General features: G+C 46.6%; 14 protein-coding genes. 9 read left to right on the top strand and 5 right to left on the bottom strand.

Going from position 1 to position 19598, the window contains the following annotated elements; translation table 11 throughout:
* Positions 1-39 precede the first annotated feature (39 nt).
* The gene (locus AAA942_RS18440; RefSeq protein WP_338221964.1) at positions 40-1146 is read right to left on the bottom strand and encodes a Gfo/Idh/MocA family protein; all 1107 of its coding nucleotides are present in this window, start codon (positions 1144-1146) and stop codon (positions 40-42) included.
* 94 nt (positions 1147-1240) lie between these two features.
* Between AAA942_RS18440 and AAA942_RS18435 the strand changes: the two genes are divergently transcribed.
* The gene (locus tag AAA942_RS18435; protein WP_338221775.1) at positions 1241-1693 is read left to right on the top strand and encodes a GlcG/HbpS family heme-binding protein; all 453 of its coding nucleotides are present in this window, start codon (positions 1241-1243) and stop codon (positions 1691-1693) included.
* 218 nt (positions 1694-1911) lie between these two features.
* Here AAA942_RS18435 and AAA942_RS18430 read toward each other — a convergent pair whose 3' ends face one another.
* Positions 1912-2949, bottom strand: a complete 1038-nt coding sequence (locus AAA942_RS18430; protein WP_338221774.1) for a patatin-like phospholipase family protein — start codon at positions 2947-2949, stop codon at positions 1912-1914.
* A 216-nt stretch (positions 2950-3165) separates the two neighbouring features.
* Between AAA942_RS18430 and AAA942_RS18425 the strand changes: the two genes are divergently transcribed.
* The 4 genes from AAA942_RS18425 to AAA942_RS18410 all read left to right on the top strand — a co-directional run bounded on the left by AAA942_RS18425 (position 3166) and on the right by AAA942_RS18410 (position 6598).
* On the top strand, positions 3166-3537 hold the full coding sequence (locus AAA942_RS18425) for a VOC family protein (RefSeq protein WP_338221772.1): 372 nt from the start codon (positions 3166-3168) through the stop codon (positions 3535-3537).
* A gap of 77 nt (positions 3538-3614) precedes the next feature.
* A complete protein-coding gene (locus tag AAA942_RS18420; RefSeq protein ID WP_338221771.1) occupies positions 3615-4766 on the top strand; it encodes a retropepsin-like aspartic protease in 1152 nt (383 codons plus the stop codon).
* 57 nt (positions 4767-4823) lie between these two features.
* Entirely contained in the window at positions 4824-5621 is a 798-nt protein-coding gene (locus AAA942_RS18415; protein ID WP_338221770.1) for a CHAD domain-containing protein, read from the top strand.
* 11 nt (positions 5622-5632) lie between these two features.
* The gene (locus AAA942_RS18410) at positions 5633-6598 is read left to right on the top strand and encodes an NAD(P)-dependent alcohol dehydrogenase (protein ID WP_338221769.1); all 966 of its coding nucleotides are present in this window, start codon (positions 5633-5635) and stop codon (positions 6596-6598) included.
* A gap of 23 nt (positions 6599-6621) precedes the next feature.
* On the opposite strand, the gene AAA942_RS18405 is transcribed toward AAA942_RS18410, so the two are convergent.
* Together AAA942_RS18405 and AAA942_RS18400 are read right to left on the bottom strand one after the other, a co-directional pair.
* Positions 6622-8289 carry a formate--tetrahydrofolate ligase gene (locus AAA942_RS18405; RefSeq protein ID WP_338221768.1) on the bottom strand — a complete coding sequence of 556 codons (1668 nt, stop codon included), beginning with the start codon at positions 8287-8289 and terminating at the stop codon, positions 6622-6624.
* 205 nt (positions 8290-8494) lie between these two features.
* Entirely contained in the window at positions 8495-9856 is a 1362-nt protein-coding gene (locus tag AAA942_RS18400) for a M20/M25/M40 family metallo-hydrolase (RefSeq protein ID WP_338221767.1), read from the bottom strand.
* A gap of 248 nt (positions 9857-10104) precedes the next feature.
* On the opposite strand from AAA942_RS18400, the gene AAA942_RS18395 reads away from it, so the two are divergent.
* From AAA942_RS18395 to AAA942_RS18380, 4 genes are all read left to right on the top strand, one after another.
* Positions 10105-12915: a PQQ-dependent sugar dehydrogenase gene (locus AAA942_RS18395; RefSeq protein WP_338221766.1), complete on the top strand. Its 2811-nt coding sequence runs from the start codon at positions 10105-10107 to the stop codon at positions 12913-12915.
* Between the two features lie 200 nt (positions 12916-13115).
* The gene (locus tag AAA942_RS18390; RefSeq protein ID WP_338221963.1) at positions 13116-15503 is read left to right on the top strand and encodes a DUF1549 domain-containing protein; all 2388 of its coding nucleotides are present in this window, start codon (positions 13116-13118) and stop codon (positions 15501-15503) included.
* A 180-nt stretch (positions 15504-15683) separates the two neighbouring features.
* The gene (locus tag AAA942_RS18385; protein ID WP_338221765.1) at positions 15684-17111 is read left to right on the top strand and encodes a DUF1501 domain-containing protein; all 1428 of its coding nucleotides are present in this window, start codon (positions 15684-15686) and stop codon (positions 17109-17111) included.
* A gap of 145 nt (positions 17112-17256) precedes the next feature.
* Positions 17257-17841 (top strand): YceI family protein, encoded by a 585-nt coding sequence (locus AAA942_RS18380; protein WP_338221764.1) that lies wholly within the window; start codon positions 17257-17259, stop codon positions 17839-17841.
* 58 nt (positions 17842-17899) lie between these two features.
* On the opposite strand, the gene AAA942_RS18375 is transcribed toward AAA942_RS18380, so the two are convergent.
* Positions 17900-19420 (bottom strand): Fic family protein, encoded by a 1521-nt coding sequence (locus AAA942_RS18375; RefSeq protein ID WP_338221763.1) that lies wholly within the window; start codon positions 19418-19420, stop codon positions 17900-17902.
* Positions 19421-19598 lie beyond the last annotated feature (178 nt).

Raw genomic sequence — 19598 nt, 5'->3', positions numbered from 1 at the left:
GGGAAACTGCCAAAAGGCAAGGGAATCCCAAGGAATTTTCTATCCGATTTTTACCTGTTTTCCGGTTTGGGCACTTTTCAAAATGGCCTCTACTATACGTATATCCCTCAATCCTTCTTCTCCGGGTACTGGCATGGGTAGCTTGTTCAAAATCGCCAAGGAATCCTGATCCATTTGATTGGCTTGCTGCCAAGGCACCTCATAGGGGAAGTTGATTTCACCAAATGGACTTTTACCTTTTATTCCAGAGTAGCCGGAGAAAGGAGCCATTTCGAGTTTTCCATTTGCCCCTGTGACATGAAGGTGGTTGACATTTTCGGCAAAGGAGGTTTTTATCCATCCACTCACTCCATTAGGAAACTCCAACTCAGCCTCCACAATTTCTCCCAGCCCATCCTTGTAGATTTCCGGTCTTTCAGTCCATACTTTAGCTGATTTGACTGCGATTGGCTCCATTTGGGTACCCAATCTCGCACCTTGAATGGAATACACTCCCATATCGTAAATCACTCCTCCTCCCATTTCTCGCTTTTGTTTCCAGTGATCTGTTCGGTTTTCCCGATACCCGGCCGCACAGGCCACAGATTGGATTTCACCGAGCTTTCCACTTCTGATAAGCTGAACATAGGTCTTGGTATTGGGCTCATGCTGACAGCGGTACCCGATGGAAAGGCTGACACCATGAGACTTGCAGGCATCAATCATGGCTTGGCAATCCTCTGCTGTCACAGCCATGGGTTTTTCGCACCAAACCTGTTTTTTGGCAGCTGCGGCACGCTCCACATATTCTCGGTGCATGGAAGGTGGCAAGACCACGTAGACCACATCGATATCCGGATTGTCCTTGATGGAGTCAAAGTTTTCGTAGTTGTAAATATTCTTTTCGGGGATGTTGTATTTGGTTTTCCAAAGTTCTGCTTTGGAGGGAGTGCCGGTGACAATCCCAGCCAAATAGCAATTTTGGGTCATCTGCAAAGCCGGGGCAAGAAGATCCGTGCTGTAATAGCCCAAGCCAACCAGTGCGATACCCAGTTTTTTTCGCCGCGGGAATAGGTTCCCAGCCAATAGTCCGGAAGGCTGGATCAAGCCTAGCCCTCCGAGTAATCCTAATGCTTTCAAAGAATCACGTCTGCTGATCATGTCAATTTGATTTGAAGGTTTGAGATGGATAGCCCTTTTTCAAGGAAAAAAAATCCTCCTAAAAATTAGGTATTTTTAAGCTAAACCAAACCAAATCGCCATGAAATCCACGCTTTTAATTCTTTTTACCCTGATCTCATTCGGAGTAATCGGACAGACTAAACCCTACCTTACACTTGCCGATGCCGAGAGGATGTATGAATCGGCTGCCGCCAAAGCAAAAGCTGAAGACTGGAATGTGGTCATTGCCATTCTGGATGATGGGGGACATCCCATCCTGCTCAAAAAAATGGATGGAGTACAGATCGGATCTGTGGAAGTCGCCTTAGCCAAAGCCAAATCTGCCGTCTTTTTCAAGCGATCCACCAAGGTATTTGAAGATGCCATGAAAGGGGAAGGAGGAAGCCGTATTGCTACTTTGCCCAATGCAGTCGGCGTGGAAGGTGGGCTTCCAATTTTCAAAGACGGTGTGATTGTAGGCTCCATTGGGGTTTCGGGAGTGACTTCCGCTCAGGATGGTATCATCGCGCAGGCAGGGGTCCAAGGGTATTGAGAAGTAATGCCCAAAAAAAGAGGTTTTCTAATAAATCGTGTCATTGTCAGCCTGATCATTCAATCTGGAGACTCTCGTCTCTCAAGTACTACCAATAACGGATTGATTTTAAAGGCCAGAAATTTAGTCAGTCCGAGCGGAGTCGAGGACCTTTCGACTCCGCTCAAGGTGACAAAGACTGTAACCAACTATACTTTAGAGACAGCCTCTTTAGGAGTTTAAGCAAATTTGATCAGCTTTTGAGCGATTTCATTCAGCTTTTCTTCAAAAGCCATCACGGATAATTTTCCATCCTCCTCTAGGGCTTTGAGATTCCCGAGGTCAGCCTTGTCCATGTCCGAGCTGGCATTGATGATTTTGGGCTCTATACGATAATAGTCTTCGGAGTTTTTACCGGAAAGCGTCCCATAAATTTTCGCCAGCTGATAATCAACTGTCTCGGAGTTTCCACTCATCATAATGTCAATCAAGGGCTGAATCCACTTCAACACACCGGCATCTTTAAACTCCGAAAAATGATAGGGCTTCTTGATCGAACCTGTTCCCAAGGACACGATCATCATATCCTTTGCACTGGGTTTGGTGGGCTTTTCCTCATCATTCAGAATTTTCTTAAAGTCCAATTTCCTGCATTCTGAATAGGCACACAAAGCAGGATTATTGGCAAAAACCCCACCATCAATCAGTGTATGAGGCGTGCCAAAAACTGAGTAAATATGTGCGGGCTCAAAATAAGTAGGTGCTGCAGAGGTGGCCCTAGCGACATCCTTGAAATGAAAATCATGAATGTTGCTTTGTGCATCTATGCTTGTGAAAAAATGAGCCTTACGATTTCGGATGTCATAGCTGGTCACCAGACAAGGCTTTTTGGACTGGCTGAGTTTGATATCTCCGAAGTAGTTTTTCAGTGCCGTGTCCAAGGCATCAGCAGAGTATCGCTCATCATTGAGTCCGCTGAGACTTTTAAGCTTACGGCCCAGACTGACATCAAATATCTCATCTCCCTGATCCAAGTAGAGATCCAAGGCATCTTTGGCTGAAAAGCGATAGCCCCCATTCTCATCGGGGCATAGCATGATCAAACCTAAAATACCTCCGGTACTGGTCCCGGCCATAAAATCGAAATACTCCCCGATTTTGGCATCCGGATTTTTGGTCAATTCCTGGATGCGATGCTCCAGGTGAGTCAGGATGGTGCCGGGAAGAATACCCCGGATTCCTCCTCCGTCAATGGATAAAATTCTGACTTTTTTCATGTGTTAAGTATGGGTTGGTTAAAGAATCTTTTTTCCCAATCTGATAGGGAAGCATCTCTAAGAGCTGATTGCTTATGGTCAATATTTGACTTGATTTCCTAAAAATCAGGTTTAAAAATGCTTTCAAAAATTAACTTTTAATATCCTTAATTCCAATTGATTACCTATTTTGAAGAAAGTTTTATCCTAAATCCCAACACCTAAACTCCCTTTAATATGTCCCTCGGTGCCTTTTCGATCAGCCTTTCCGTCAAAAACCTAGATGCTTCCAGAGCCTTTTATGAAACACTTGGCTTCACTGTTTTTGGTGGATCAATGGAAATGAACTACCTCATCATGAAAAACGGGGATGCCTTAGTAGGGCTTTTCCACGGGATGTTTGAGAAAAACATGCTCACATTCAATCCAGGATGGGACCAAAATGCCCAAAACCTCAATTCCTTTGAAGACGTAAGGGAAATACAAAAGAGAATCAAGGAAGCGGGCATCCCACTTGCACAGGAAGCCAATGAATCCTCTGTCGGCCCTGCAAGCTTGTTGATTTTTGACCCGGATGGCAATCCGATTTTGATCGATCAGCATCGATAATCTGCACTGCTCCTTTTGATATTTGATCAAGCCATTGGGCTTTATTTCATTTCAAACTGAATGACCTTTTGTAGATTATGAAAATTAAAATAATCTCTTTCCTGGCTTTTCTGGCAGAAGTATTCTTATCCTTTTCCGCATTAGGAGTTCAGCTGGACTCCGTCTCCACTTTTCCTTTTAATCTTGACAATAAACTCCTTGTCTTCACGGGCAAAATGAACGGAGTTGAAACCCAGTTTGCCTTTGATACCGGAGCAGCCATGGGACTGGCAAACAGCCTGAGCAAGCCAGCCGGCAGGCTCAAAATGAAAGGAAAAAAGATCAAAATGAGGGATTCCAATCGTCAGGTCAAGAAAGTCCGAACCGGACTTACGGATGAGATTCAAATAGGTGATTTTAAATTTGAAAAGGTCCGAAGTCTAGTCAATGACATGAATCTGCTTTACTGCTTGGATTTCTATCTTTTGGGCTCAAACATCATCAAAAGACTCAATTGGGAGATTGATTTTGACGCGATGCAAGTACGTGTTTCTAGTAAGCCCTTTCCTGTGCAATCAGAAGATTTGATTTTTCCGGTGACTTATTCAAATAACCGTCCTTTTGTCAAAATGGAATTCTTGGGCCAAGAATTTGACCGGATTCTGATGGATTTTGGCTACACCAAAGTGATGGACTTTGATGACAAGGAAGAAGCTATCCGGGATTTTTTGGCAAAAAAAGACAGCTTAGGACTCAGTAACCCAAAAATCACCACATCCATGGGGGCTTTGGGTTCGGATACCTACTCTGCGCGTACCATCCTCGTGGACAGTCTAAAACTGGGGAATTTATACCTCTCAAAAATCCCCGTGGATTTTGAAAAAACTTCCGGATCAAAGATTGGATTGGAATTTTTCAGAGCTTTAAGCTCCAAAACCATCATCAACAACTCTGACGCTACTTATGCCCTGAGGCTGCGAGAAAGCCCGGAATTCGAAAAATATACTAACCTTGGGGTGTTTTACACTGACGGAAAACTTATCGTACGAGGAAAACCAATTGGCCTAACTCCGGATGATGGTCAAATCGAAATCGGAGAAGAAATACTCAGTATTGACGGAAAGAAAGCCTCTGATTTCTCCTCAGAATGTGACTTTCTTGAATGGTCATTCTCCAGAACTCCCGATCAATTGGAAATTGTCAAGCTGGATGGTACCCGCTTGGTTTTCCCGAAATTAGAGCTCAGGTAATGCCCGATTTCTTGTCTTCAGCCCCTGACATTCAGTCCAAAAAGGTTATCTTATGATATGCCAGTCCCAAAAGCAACTTTGGATTCTATCCGGGATTATTTTTACAAAAGACAGACTTCCCTTAGCTTTATGTTCCGGTATTCCCGGAGAAAATTCAGTCAGGCAGCCTTTCATCGGTTTCGGGTTGAGATCAAGAAATTAAAGGCATTGATCGCCCTATTGGAGGAGGAATCGGCCGATTTTTCAAAGAAAAAAGTCTACCCCCCGATCAGAAAGCTCTATTCACAAGCCGGACGCGTGCGGGAGCTACAAATCGAAAAAGAGTTGATTCATTCCCAAACTGAGTCTGGAAAGCTCCCCGGTTTTTTCCTTAGACTTCAAGGTGAAATCCAGAAGGAAAGAGAGGCTTTTTTTACAATTCGAACATGGAAAAGCCGAAAGAAAGCAGAGGCCAGTCTCCAAAAAATAGCCAAAGCCATCGGAAACCTGAATGAAATAAATCAAGTGGAAATCCTTCAAAAGAATAAGAGCAAAATTGAAAATTTGGTCAAAAAAGGCATTCAACCCAACAATGCGCATGAGCTGCGGATCCAGCTCAAGCTCATGAAAAATATCCGGGAAATAGTGGGACTGCCTACTCTTCCTCCAAATGGTCCTGAAGAACAGCTGATGAAACTCTTGGGAGACTGGCATGACCTGGAGGTCTTAGTCCAAAGAATGAATCATTCCCCATGGGGGAAAGAACTCCCGGCTGCTGAAAAAAAACACCTGAGCAAAATAATCCAAATTCTCGATTTCCAAAAATCAAACCTGCTGACAGAGATTCAGTTGAAAACTCCTGCCCTACTCATCTAAACCAACACAAAATGAAAGCCTGCCTCCGCCGAAATTATGGTCCACCCGAGACCTTTCAAGTCATCGAAATCCCAAAGCCAAAGCCCAAACCGAATGAAGTTTTGGTCAAAGTCATGGCCTCCACGATCAACCGAACGGATAACGGTGTATCCACCGGTAAACCCTACGCCATTCGGGCTTTTTCAGGACTCTTTTCCCCAAAAATCCAAGTCACTGGGACTGATTTTGCTGGAATCGTGGAAGAGGTAGGTGCTGAGGTAAGGGACTTTCACGTCGGAGACCGAGTTTGGGGATTTGAAGATAATGGAGCCGGAACTCATGCGGAATATCTGGCCTACCCTGTGTCCAAAGCTATTCTGAAAATGCCTGATGAGATGGACTTTGCCACGATGGTCGCTTGTGCCGAAGGAGCGCACTATGCCATCAATTTCATCAAAAAGGTGGACTTGAAGCCTGAAATGAAGGTCTTGGTGATTGGTGGCACTGGGGCTATTGGTTCCGCTGCCATTCAGATTTTGAAGGCTATGGAGGTACGGGTTACTGCGGTTTGCTTTGAGGAAGATGTGGAAAAAGTAAACCAACTCGGGCCTGACCGGGTCATAGGATTGGAAAAGGAAGATTTCACCCAGGATAGTGCAGCTTATGACTTTGTCTTCGACTCAGTAGGAAAAAGCCGATTTTCAATCTGCAAACCCGTGCTGAAGGAAAATGGTGTCTACATCTCCTCAGAACTCGGACCCAATTGGGAAAACTTGGGATTGGCGCTCAAGGGGATGTTTTCTAAGGGCAAAAGGGTAATTTTCCCATTGCCCTTGGATATTCTGGACAGCCTGAAAACCATGCAGAAACTCGTGGAAGAGGGTAAATTCAAACCATTGATCGATGATCATAGGTATACTTTGGATAATGTCCTCGAGGGCTTTGCTTATGTAGCTTCAGGGAAAAAGAAAGGAAATGTGATTTTGGACCTTTCCTGATATCGTATACTGGTTCGGGGTTTTTAAAACAAACCGGATATTTTCCCATCTCCGTCAATATTGACCGCCTCAGCAGAAGGAATCTCAGGTAGTCCTGGCATTCTAAGGATTTCGCCAGCTATCGGAATGATAAATCCTGCTCCCGCGGCAATTTCAAATTCACGGATCGTAATCTTGAAATCCTTGGGTCTTCCGATCAGCTTTTCATTGTCACTGATGCTCTTTTGGGTTTTTGCAATACAGACAGGAAGCTTTGAATAGCCGAGTTTCTCGATTTTTTTAAGCTGCTTTTTGGCCAGCGTCGAATACTCCACTCCTGAAGCTCCATAAATGGTCTTCGCTACTTTTTCTACCTTTTCCTCTACCGAATCATCTAATGAATACGTGGGAGAAAAGGGGGTATTTGCCTTATCTGCCGCCTCTACTACCAATCTCCCCAAGTCCTTGCACCCTTCGCCTCCATGGGCCCAACCTTCACTTAAAGCTGCGGAAACACCCTGTTTTTTGCAATAATTCAAAATCAGCTCCTTCTCGGCATTGGAATCCGAGCTAAACACATTCACTGCCACTACTACCGGAATCCCAAAGCTTCCCAGGCTATCCAAATGATGCTGCAGATTGGGCAATCCCCATTCCAAGGCATCCACATCCGGGTACCTGAGATCTTTGAGGGGCTTACCACCATGATACTTCAGTGCACGGATAGTCACTACGAGTACCACTGCATTGGGAGACAATCCAGCTTCCCTCGATTTGATATTAAAAAACTTTTCTGCACCCAGATCCGATCCAAAACCAGCCTCCGTCACCACATAGTCCCCTAGACCTAATCCCATTTTGGTTGCCAAAATGGAATTGGTACCCTGCGCGATATTGGCAAAAGGACCACCGTGAATAATCGCCGGATTGTGACCCAAAGTTTGAACCAAATTGGGCATAATTGCATCCTTCATCAGGGTAGCCATGGCACCTTGAGCATTGAGATCGCCAGCAAAAACCGGTGAACCATCAAATCGATTCCCGATGTAGATTTGTGCAAATCGAGCTTTCAGATCTTCTAAATCCTTGCTCATACAAAGAATCGCCATGATCTCTGATGCAGCGGTGATATTGAAGCCTGTTTCTCGCGGTATTCCACCATTTTTTCCACCCAAACCTACCACCATATTTCGCAATGCCCGGTCATTCATATCCATGGCCCGCTTCCAGAGAACCGTGCGGGGATCGATACCGAGATTTCGGGTTTTGCTTTGGATATTGTTGTCCATCAGGGCCGAAAGGAGATTATTGGCCTTTTCGATCGCATGAAAATCACCGGTAAAGTGAAGATTGATGTCCTCCATTGGAATGACTTGGGACCACCCGCCACCGGCTGCGCCTCCTTTGATACCAAATACGGGCCCCAAACTCGGCTCTCGGATGACCGCGATCGAAGATTTCCCCAATCGATTCAGCCCATCGTTGAGACCAATGGTGACAGTAGTTTTGCCTTCTCCGGCAGGAGTGGGCGTAATAGCAGTGACTAGAATCAGCTTGCCTTGCTTTGCCTTCTCCTCATTGATCAGATCAAGCGGGAGTTTGGCTTTGTATTTTCCGTAAAATTCAAGTTGATCGGAAGAGATTCCGATTTTCTTAGCAACCTGCTGTATCGGCTGAGGATTCACCAAATTGGCGATCTGAAGGTCATTCATGGGTGTATATTTTTTCTAAAAGAAGCAGAAAAGGAAAGGGAAAATGGTGACCAATCTTACCAAAAAGACTGATTGATGTCAGGTATAGAAGAAGAATTCTCGATCGGACGCTTTGACTATTAAAAAGAGTAAGTTACCGGATTGAGAATATCCGAATTCCGAAACTTGTACTCAGCGTAGTCGAAGTATCTGAGATCCGAAACAATTAAATCCCTTCCTGCTCGATCAGATATACCAATGTAGCCATGGCAGCCGCACCCAACTCCAATTCCCGCTGATCGACTGCCTCAAAGACATCCGCTTCGGTATGATGGTAGTAAAAATACCGTTGCGAATCCGGCTTAAGCCCGATCAAAATCGGCCCCTGATCCCGAAGCGGACCAATATCAGCACCTCCACCTGGTCTATCCAAGCTCCAAAGCTGATAGGGTCGGAGCAAATCTGCCCAAGAAGTCAACTTACCTCGCTGTGCCTCTGTCCCACTTGAAGAAAAACCAATCGGCAAAAATCCTCCCGAATCCGACTCCAAGGCCGCGATATGCTTTTCTCCTTTTTCCTTGGCTACCCGGGCATATTCCTGACCGCCACGAAGTCCGTTTTCCTCATTCATCCACATCACTGCACGGATGGTACGCTTGGGTTTCCAGCCCAATTCCTTGTATAACCTCAGCACCTCAATTGCCTGCATGCAACCCGCCCCGTCATCGTGGGCACCTTCTCCCACATCCCAGGAATCCAGGTGTCCGCCCACAGCGATGATTTCCTCAGGTTTTTCGGTGCCGCGAATTTCCCCTATCACGTTGTAAGAAAGCTTCTCGGTTTTCATTTCCCCATGGGATTCGAGATATACTTTCAGGTCTTTTTGATCTGCAAGCAGTTGGCTTAGCAATTCCGCATCGGCCGTGCTGATCGCCAAAGCCGGGATTTTTGGAAAATCAGGATTGTAGCGCTGATTGCCGGTGTGGGGAATATCATTGACCGTATTGCTCAGTGAGCGGACCAAGGTGCCGATGGCCCCTAGTTTGGAAGCTTCTGCCGCACCTGAGCTACGCTGCGCATTGGCACCGCCATAAGCTTGAAAGGTATCGATTAGCTTGGGATCCATGGGCCCGTTGAAAAAGACAATTTTTCCTTTCACTTTCTCGCCCATTTCTCTGAGCTGAGGGATATTTTTCACTTCTACCACCTCCCCGACAATCCCATTTGGTCCGGTTCCTTGTGTATTCCCCAAAGCCAAAGCATTCAACTCCACTGTGCCGTGCTTTTCGGAATTGACGATTTTGACCACATCCTTTCCGCCTCTTTCCCAATGGGGGACCATCACCGGCTGCAAATAGACGGTATCAAACTCATAGCTTTCCATGAGTTGCTTGGTCCATTCCACAGCTGCAGCGGCCACGGGAGAACCTGCGAGTCGGTTGCCCACGACCTTGCAGAGGTAGCGGAGATTTTCATAGGTATGTCCGGAGGAAAGCTCGGCATCGTAGATTTTTCGGAGATTGGATTCGTGGTTTTGACCGAATGCGAGAGCCGGCACAAAGGCTAAGGCAAGGAGAAATTTCTTCATGTGATAGGTACTTTTTTCAAAAAATAGAAAAAGGAAAATTGTCCTGAAAAAGAATTTGACCAATGGTTGTTTTTCTTTCAGGTTTCTTTCTGGACTTTCTTTAGAAAAAAGCGGCTTTAATCCAAATAATCAATCCGTTTCATCGCTCGCTTATCCCCAAAATTTACCGAAACAGCAAGAGCGTTTGGTATTTACCCACCTTTTGTCCAACATTGAGACAATAGAAAAATTTCCTTTACCTGAAACCTATGCGAAACAATTTACCCTTGAGACCTTTTTGGGCCTTGCTGATGGGATTAGTAGTTTTTGCCTGCAAAACTGACCCATCTGACGATCCCTCCATCAAACCCGAGGACAACCGCTTCACCAAAGTCGTCCTGACCGAAGGCATGGATGAACCCATGGAAATGACCTTTCTTCCTGGCAATCGGGTCCTTTTCGTTGAGCGAAAAGGCGGGGTGAAAATCTTGGATGAAAACACCGGAGAAGTCACTTTGGCCGCTACCATCCCAGTCAACACCAAATATACCAACAAAGCCGGAGTCACCCGCGAAGCGGAAGAAGGCCTGATGGGTGTGATTGCCCACCCAGACTACGCCAAAAACAACTGGATCTATATGTACTACGCCGATCCAACTGACACGAAGCATGTCTTGGCCCGATGGGAACTCAAAGGCAATGAGTTGGTCGAATCCTCCAAAAAGATTGTCCTCGAAGTCCCCACTCAGCGCGAAGAGTGCTGCCACACCGGAGGCGGGATGGTCTTCGATGCAGAAGGAAACCTGTACCTGACCGTGGGCAACAATACGGTCAATCCAAGAGAAGGCTCTTCCAACTTGGACGAAAGACCGGGAATGGAAAACTCCGATGATCAGCGTGCCCCCGGAAATACCAATGACCTGAGAGGTAAAATCCTCAGAATCCATCCCGAGGATGACGGAACTTACACGATTCCAGAAGGCAACCTTTTCCCTCCTGGTACAGAAAAAACCCGTCCTGAAATCTACACCATGGGTCATAGAAACCCATGGAGACCGACTTTGGACAGCAAGACAGGCTACCTCTACTGGGGTGAAGTAGGACCGGATGCTTCTGTGGATTCCATTTGGGGACCCAAAGGATATGACGAGTTCAACCAAGCCAAAGGCCCTGGATTCTTCGGCTGGCCGTATTTTATCGGGGACAATTTCCCCTACAACCGTCACAACCATGCAGACAGCAGCTACGGCGCACCTTACGATGTCAATGCACCTGTCAACGAATCGGTGAACAATACCGGTTTGCGCGAGCTGCCGACTCCAGTGGTACCGGCGATGATTTACTATCCCTATGGTACCTCTGAAAAATTCCCTGAATTGGGAAGCTCAGGACGAAGTGCGACTGGTGGCCCGGTTTTCCGCAAAGCAGATTTCAAAAAAGATGCGCCTTATGTGTTCCCAGCCTACTACGAAGGCAAATGGCTGATCGTAGACTTTATGCGAGGCTGGATCTTCGCAGTCACCATGGATAAAAATGGGGACTACCAAAGCATGGAGCGATTCCTACCTGCTGAAACCTTCAGCTCGGCAATCGATATGGACTTCGGGCCGGATGGTTCGCTGTATATCTTGGAGTACGGTTCGGCTTGGTTCCGTGGCAATGCCAATTCCAGACTGATCAAAATCCAATATAACCGAGGAAACCGTAAGCCCAATGTGAGTGCAGTGGCAGACAAAACAGCCGGTGCAACACCTTTGACGGTCAATTTCTCTTCCGAAGGCACCAATGACTTTGACGATTACGATCAAGGAAACCTGAGCTACGAATGGAAAATCACCAATGGCTCGGGTTTCAACCAAACCCTTACTGAGGCAAATCCAAGCTTTACATTTAGCGAAGCTGGCACCTATCAAGTCATGCTAACCGTCACCGACACCAAAGGCGAGACTAATTCGGCTTCACTGGAAGTCACCGCCGGAAATGAACCTCCGGTGGTCAGCATCGACTTCGGAGGACTCAATCGAAGCTTCTGGTTTGGAGACAAGGAGTTGGCCTACAGCATTTCAGTAAGTGATCAAGAAGACGGTGGTTCCGCAGATGGAAAAATCAAGCCTGAAGAGGTAGCGGTCACCTTTGACTATGTGCCTGCAGGTTTTGATCCAATCGAGGTCGCTTCCAAGCAAAGTGGAGTAGAAAGTGCCGCCATTTTGAACTTGGGCAAAAACCTGATCGAGCAGAGCGACTGCAAATCCTGTCATCAATTCGCCGAAAAATCCATCGGGCCAAGCTACCAAGCTGTGGCTGAGAAATATCCGAATTCGGAGGAAAACACCAAGTACCTCGTAGGCAAAATCATCAATGGTGGAGCCGGAGTTTGGGGTGACCATGCCATGAGCGCCCACCCATCCCTAAGCGAGGCCGACGCCAAGCGCATGGTAGATTACATCTTGGCGATGGACGATGTGCAGGCCAATATCGCTTCGCTTCCGCTGAGCGGAAAAGTGGATGCTGTGATTCCTGAAGGAGAAAATGGGCAGGGCAGCTTCTTGCTAAGAGCCTCTTATTCTGACAAAGGAGGGAACTCCATCGGTTCATTGAACGGAGTGGATTTTGTGGCTTTGAAAAGTCCATTTGTTGATCCACAGACTTCTGTTGATCGTAAAGGTGTCCAACTCCTGACTACTCCTCGAGTCAGCTTCCTGATGGCAGGTGACAACTCCCATTTTGCCTTGAAGGGAATCGATCTCACAGGAATCCAGCAAATCGAAGTCTTGGCAGCGGTCACTGAGCGAAACGGAGGCATTGGTGGAGCTGTGGAAATTCGTTTGGGTTCTCCGACCGGGGAAGTTCTTGGAACTTCCGAGAAAATTGGCAGAAAAGATGGCGGAGGATTCCGACCCCCTCAAGGAGTGAGCATGCAGGAATGGGTTCGTATGAATGCCAACCGCGCAAAGGTTCAAATCAAACCCACCTCAGGGGTACAGGATCTCTATTTCATCTTCAAAAATTCAGAAGCCAAAGGAGATCAAGTCTTGATGGGGATCAATGAAATTGAATTTAAAAATAAAGTAGAAGAGTAAAAGTTGTTAATCACCCCCAAAAGCCCCGAATCGTGAGTTCGGGGCTTTTTTTATTTAATTCTTTTTCGCTCTAAATAATTAAAGGTCAGGACAGAAAATTTAATTCAAAGCCTTATCTTTTTCGAGCTTAACCTCGTTTCATGATTTCTACTTTGCTCCATGACCAAGTTACTTTATTCCCATTTCATCCAGTTCTTGGAATGGGATTTTCACTTCTGGAAAATGGTTTTTGGTTAAGTCAACTTTTCGGCAGACTTCACCCCATGCTGGTTCATTTTCCAATAGCCTTGCTTTTGGTGGCAGCCGTGATGGAGCTGTTTACATTGAAAAATTCCCATCATTCATTTCGCTCCGGCATCCGCTTTTTGGTCGTTTTGGGAGCTATTTCCGCAGTTCTTTCTGCCGCACTGGGCTGGCTTTTGGCAGAAAATGAAGGCATCACAGGAAGTACTCTCGATCTGCATCGGATTATTGGCTTGATCAGTGCAGGACTGAGCGTTTTTCTTTTGGTTTTGCTGCGCAAAAGTGAACTCAATCCCTCGACTTCTTCGATCAAAACCTACAGATTCGTCCTATTTCTCAGCAGTATTGGAGTTGGAGCAGCTGGCCATTTCGGAGCTGCATTGACCCATGGAGAAAATTATTTGACCGAGGTATTCCTTCAAAACTCGGAGCAGGAAGCGCCTCAATCCTTGACTGTGGATCTGGCCAATTTTACTTCCGAGCTTTCACCGGAAAAAGAAATCCAACTCATAACCAATGTCCGGTCAGTCCTCGCCCACAACTGCTATAAGTGCCACTCAGGGGCTAAAATCGAAGGAGACTTGCGATTAGATGAAAAGGAATTTGTATTTGCAGGAGGCGAAAATGGTCCCATCATCATCCCAGGAAATCCAGATCAAAGCGAATTAATCCGTCGGATTTCCCTCTCCAAAAACCACAAAGACGTGATGCCTGAAAAGGGCAAACTACTCAACAAGGAAGAAATACAATTGCTTACACTTTGGGTGGAAAAAGGCGCACCTTGGCCCGATGGAGTAGCTCAGCAGTCCGTGTATCGGGTGGCCGCTTTGGCACCTCGTAAACCCAAGCTTCCTCCAACCAAACCGGGATTGGAAAATCCAATTGACCGTTGGGTAGATCAGTATTTTCAGGAAAACCAACTCTCTTGGAATACCCCTGTGGATGATCGGACCTTTCTACGAAGAACGTCTCTTGATATTATTGGGCTTTTGCCTTCTCCACAGGACTTAGCGGCTTTTCAGGCAGACACCAATCCCAACAAACGAGAAATCTGGATTCAAAATCTACTCGGTCGAACTGATGATTACAGCCAGCATTGGCTAACATTTTGGAACGATGCTTTGCGAAATGACTACACCGGGACGGGCTACATCACCCGTGGTCGTTTTGCCATCACGGATTGGCTTTACACCTCGATTCGGGACAATAAGCCCTATGATCAGTTTGTTAAAGAACTAATCAACCCCAACGAAAAATCCAAAGGCTTTATCGAAGGTATCCGCTGGCGAGGGACCGTCAATGCCTCTCAACGTACCGAAATGCAAGCCGCCCAAAATGTGGGGCAGGTTTTGCTGGGCTTGAATCTAAAATGTGCCTCCTGTCACGACAGCTTTATCAGTGACTGGAAACTGGAGCAGGCTTATGCTTTTGCCAATATTTTTGCAGATTCCACTCTGGAAGTAAGCCGCTGCGAGCAGCCTACCGGCAAACTAGCCCAAACCAAAATCCTTTGGGAGGAACTCGGAGAAATTGATTCCCTAGCCACCAAAGCAGAGAAACTCCGCCAACTTGCCGACCAACTTGTCCAACCTGCCAACGGGAGGATGTACCGCACGGTAGTCAACCGAATCTGGAAACAGCTGATGGGCCGAGGCATGGTAGAACCGGTGGATGAAATGGACAATGAACCTTGGAGTCAGGATTTGCTGGATTGGTTGGCCGTGGATTTCGTGGAAAATGGCTATGACCTCAAGCGACTGATCTATCAGATTACTACTTCAAAAATCTACCAAAGTCCTTCAGTTGCTGTATCCTCTGCCGAAAAGTTGATGGCAGAAGACTTCAAATTCCAAGGAGTTATTCGTCGTCGAATCACGGCAGAGCAGTTTTCAGATGCTGTCGCTGAAATTTCTGCCCCACTTTTTGATTCAGTCGAAATCAAATTCCGTCCCTACCAGCTGATCCCCGAAGCGAAAACCAATCTAAGTTTTGCCAGAGCATCTTTGGTAGCTAACAATGAATTTCTAAAAGCACTCGGTCGTCCAAATCGGGAAATCGTCTCCACGAGCCGAGACTCCCAGGCGAGTTTGCTCCAAGCCCTGGAACTCAGCAATGGAGAGAAACTCAACAAGGCTTTGGTTAAAGGAGGCGAAAAATGGGCAGAGACATTCTCAGATCCGGTGATTCTGACGGAAAATCTCTACGCCAAAGCCCTGCTCCGAAAACCAAGTCCCCAAGAACTGGAAGTTGCCCAAAAAGCTTTGGGACCCAAACCTAGTCCAGATGCGGTACAGGATTTACTTTGGGCTGTTTTCCTCTTACCTGAATTTCAATTGATTTATTGATGAAATTATCTTAGACCTATACTACAGGACCAATTGTGAAATTCCTCTTTTTTCCTTGGACGGAAGACATAAGACGGAAGAAAACCCTTCGGTCTTCGGTCATCGGTCTTCCAGCCCACAATGTTAAAGAGGACTACAAATTTCTGAATTTTGCAGATAGTTAATAAAGAACTATAGCCTATGAAAACCTTACATACCCGACGCGACTTCCTCAAGAAAACCAGTGTGGCAGCCATAGCCACCATGGGCATGGGCGCGCCATTGGCTGGTCTGCTTTCCTCCTGCGAAAGCAAAATCCCTACGACGGCTGACTCGGTGATTTTACTTTTCATGGCTGGTGGAATGGCACACACCGAGACTTTTGATCCAAAGAAATTCACCCCCTTCCGAAAGGGAATGGAAGCAAAGGAGGTTTTGAGCACTTTCCCTTCGATTCCGACAAAATTGGATGGCATTTTCTTCTCGGAAGGCTTGGAAAACATCGCCTCAGTCATGGACAAAGGCACCTTGATCCGGTCTTATCAAGCGGCTGACTTGGGACACATCCTCCATACTCGGCATCAATACCATTTTCATACCTGCTACGAACCTCCTCAATCCGTAGTCGTTCCGCATTTGGGAAGCTGGATTGCCAAGGAAAAAGGACCGCTCAATCCGGTCATCCCTCCCTTTATCAATATCGGTCAAAATTTCTCCGTTGGAGAAGGCGAAGAATTGAAAGCCTTTCACTCTGCCGGATTTTTAGGTTCTGAGTTTGGACCTTTTCTGATTCCCGACCCTTCTGCCGGATTGGAAGCAGTGAGACCGCCTGTGGGGATGGATTACAAGCGTTTCGAAGGAAGAAATCAATTGTACAACGACCTAGTCGCTGCCAGTCCGATGGGAGAATTTGGCTCGGATTACCAAAAAGAATCTTTGAAAAGATCTATGGAACAGGCCTACATGTTGCTCAATTCTCCCGAGGCAAAGGCCTTTGACCTTAGTCAGGAACCCAAGGAAAGCTATGAGCGATACAATACCGGAAAGTTTGGCTTGGGCTGTCTTTTGGCCAAAAGGCTAGTGGACCAAGGGGCCCGCTACATCACCGTGACCACGGAGTATGTGCCGTTTTTCGGTTGGGATACCCATGACAATGGGCACACACGACTCAAAGACATGAAGAAAATGATCGATGCTCCCATCGCCCAGCTCATCAAAGACTTGGACCAAAGTGGAAAGCTAGACCGAACGATGGTCATCGTGGCCAGCGAATTCAGCAGAGATATGCTGACCGAGGGAAGACCGGATCTGAAAGTCCAAGACCAAGTGGAAGTACCCGATATCATCGAGGACATGAAAAACTACGGAATGCATCGGCATTTCACGGATGGTTGCTCGATTCTGGTGTTTGGAGGAGGAATCAAGCGGGGACATGTTTTTGGCAAAACTGCGGATGAAAGACCCTGTAAAACCATCAATAATCCCATCAAAATTGACAGCATCCATCAGACCATTTATCATGCATTAGGAATTCCTCCGGACAAAAACTACGAGATCGAAAAGCGGCCTTTTTACACCACTCCCGATGGACAAGGAAAGGTGGAATTTGGACTTTTGTCAAAAGCTTAGATTTCAAACCACAACCCCCCTGTTTTTTGCCTTTAATCAGATTCCCCAAACCTTGAGCTTTGGGGACGTTAAACATTTTGAGGTAAAAGAAGTCTAGAGCTTAAAACCTCATCTAACCATTTTATCAAACCAAACCTTACACAACATGAAATTGATTACCACGCTTCTCCTAAGTCTTGCAGCTGTTTTTTCGCTGACCGAAAATCCTGCTCCTGCCACCGTCAACAAAGCTGAAAGCCAAGTTCGCTGGGAAGCTTCCAAAGTCACCGGTACTCATTGGGGCTATGTGCCCATCAAAAACGCGAATCTCGATGTAGCAGGAGGTAAAATCACCGGTGGTTCCTTCGATATGGACATGGTCAACCTGACTGTGGAAGATTTAACTGATGAAAAGTCTAAAGGCAACCTGACCAATCACTTGAAGTCTGATGATTTCTTCTCCGTGGAAAAATTCAACACCTCCACCTTCAAAATCACCGAAGCAAAGTCCAGCAACGGAACTGACTACACCATTTCGGGAACTTTGACCATCAAAGGAATCAGCCAACCCATTTCTTTTCCTGCGAAAGTAACCATGGCAGGTGGAAAAATGACAGCAACCGGCCAAATCACGTTTGACCGCACCAAGTATGACATCAAATTCCGCTCAGGCAACTTCTTCGAAAACCTAGGCGACCGAATGATCTATGACGAGGTGAAACTTGACGTGAAATTGGTCGCATCTGTTTGATCGGATTGAAAAATCGGAATAGTTAAAAATTAGGCCTGGACGCAAATCCAGGCCTTTTTTAGTTTTCTACCAAACTCGCCAAAAACTCGGAAAACGGACGAATATTTTGATCTGTACTGGCGGACTCCAAAGCACTCATGTATTCTTCCCTGCGCGTCACCGGCACAATCGTCCAGGGATAGCCTCCCGAAGCCATCAGTAGATTCATCAAGAATCGGGCAATCCGACCATTTCCATCCACATAGGGATGAATATAGACAAAGGCAAAATGACCCAATACGGCTCTGACTGCCGCGCTTTTTTCGGATGAAAGCAAGTCAAAATACACTGGCATCAGGTCCCTCACCTGCTCGTGAGAAGGGGGCACATGCTTGGATCGGCGGATAAATACCAACTGATTTCGATAGCCCGCAAGGTCCGAAGCTCGGATAATCCCTGCTTCCACACTCGGCGCAAACAGCTCCCGATACCAAGTTCGATGGGCCTTTTCGGCTACCTGACCCGATTCTACTCCGGAGAGCACTTCTTCCAAGGCCTTTTTGACCGATTGGAATGCCTGCCAATAGCCTCTTGCTGCCATCGCATCCCGATGCTGCCGATCTGCCTCGTGCAGCTCCGGCTGCCAACTCCCGGCTTTGATCCGCTCAATCAAATCCGCGGAAACACGATAGCCCTCGATCGACAGGGAATTGTATGCATCATTGACGAAGAGCTCACTGACCCGCTGCAGGTAGGCCGATGAATCCCGGGGAAGACCCGGTTCGGATGGAAAAATCTCCAAAACTGTCTCCCGAATGCTCATCCACATCAGCTGAAGCCGATTGACATGAGGCAAAACCTGTCTCGAAGGTATCAGCAGCGTACTCGGACTGGCAAATGGGTCCTGCTCACTCACCGCGTAGCCCACACTTCGCATCCCTGCTAAAATATCATCCGCAATCGCATCCCGTCCGATATTCCGAAATGCTCCCGCCAATCGGCCCGCCACCACGCTATGTCCCCCATCCAGCAGCCTCCGGAGCAAATCCGTGCCATCCCGAAAAGTACCCAAGACGGCTCTGGCATCCACCGGATTATTTCGAAAAAAAGGCTCTGGGCAGTAAATCATCGCAGATTCCAAGGTAAACAAGCGAAGGCCATGAGGATCAATCACCAGCTCTTCATTCTCAGCAATTCGCGCACGCGTCTCAAAGATGGAGGTATCATGAGGAAGGGAAGTGGTCTGATTTCTGGCACTTGGAGCACGCACCAAAAGCTGTCTTGGCACGGTCAGATTACCTGCATGGAGGATGACTGACTGCTCCGGAGAAAGGCTCCACTCCTGCCCAAATCGCTCATTGAGGTAGGCTGCACAGAAATACCAGAAGGAAGTATACCAGGAAGTACTCTCTCCTGCCGGTTCATCAGGTCGGGTCGGGATATACCATCCCCTCATCACCTCCTTCAAAAAACCCGACCTGACCAAGCGCTCCCGATGGGTGCGGCTAAGATCGGATGATTTGACGGCGATCTTTTCTACTTCCTGAAGGTCTTTGAGTATCGTCAGAGAGTTAGCAAGTCTTTCGGAAATCGTGGCCATTACCTTTCAAATTTATTCAAAGGTAATTTAGCTTTTACGGTTTTACAACTTTTAGCTTATATTGTTATATTAATTTTAGCTTTTAATGCTTTATTATTTTTAGCTTTTACTGAATTTTAAACCAATCCCCACCCTGAAATGGAATAGAAAATCTAGCCTTTGCGAATTTTGAAGGTGT

This window comes from Algoriphagus sp. oki45, from assembly GCF_036245605.1.
Taxonomy (GTDB): domain Bacteria; phylum Bacteroidota; class Bacteroidia; order Cytophagales; family Cyclobacteriaceae; genus Algoriphagus.
Note: the sequence above shows the minus strand (reverse complement) of the source record. Positions and strands in the feature narration are given on the sequence as shown.

Coding starts and splice junctions, on each gene's coding strand:
- AAA942_RS18435 (WP_338221775.1), top strand. CDS start 1,241: ATGAAATCCACGCTTTTAATTCTTTTTACCCTGATCTCATTCGGAGTA.
- AAA942_RS18430 (WP_338221774.1), bottom strand. CDS start 2,949: ATGAAAAAAGTCAGAATTTTATCCATTGACGGAGGAGGAATCCGGGGT.
- AAA942_RS18425 (WP_338221772.1), top strand. CDS start 3,166: ATGTCCCTCGGTGCCTTTTCGATCAGCCTTTCCGTCAAAAACCTAGAT.
- AAA942_RS18420 (WP_338221771.1), top strand. CDS start 3,615: ATGAAAATTAAAATAATCTCTTTCCTGGCTTTTCTGGCAGAAGTATTC.
- AAA942_RS18415 (WP_338221770.1), top strand. CDS start 4,824: ATGCCAGTCCCAAAAGCAACTTTGGATTCTATCCGGGATTATTTTTAC.
- AAA942_RS18410 (WP_338221769.1), top strand. CDS start 5,633: ATGAAAGCCTGCCTCCGCCGAAATTATGGTCCACCCGAGACCTTTCAA.
- AAA942_RS18405 (WP_338221768.1), bottom strand. CDS start 8,289: ATGAATGACCTTCAGATCGCCAATTTGGTGAATCCTCAGCCGATACAG.
- AAA942_RS18400 (WP_338221767.1), bottom strand. CDS start 9,856: ATGAAGAAATTTCTCCTTGCCTTAGCCTTTGTGCCGGCTCTCGCATTC.
- AAA942_RS18395 (WP_338221766.1), top strand. CDS start 10,105: ATGCGAAACAATTTACCCTTGAGACCTTTTTGGGCCTTGCTGATGGGA.
- AAA942_RS18390 (WP_338221963.1), top strand. CDS start 13,116: ATGGGATTTTCACTTCTGGAAAATGGTTTTTGGTTAAGTCAACTTTTC.
- AAA942_RS18385 (WP_338221765.1), top strand. CDS start 15,684: ATGAAAACCTTACATACCCGACGCGACTTCCTCAAGAAAACCAGTGTG.
- AAA942_RS18380 (WP_338221764.1), top strand. CDS start 17,257: ATGAAATTGATTACCACGCTTCTCCTAAGTCTTGCAGCTGTTTTTTCG.
- AAA942_RS18375 (WP_338221763.1), bottom strand. CDS start 19,420: ATGGCCACGATTTCCGAAAGACTTGCTAACTCTCTGACGATACTCAAA.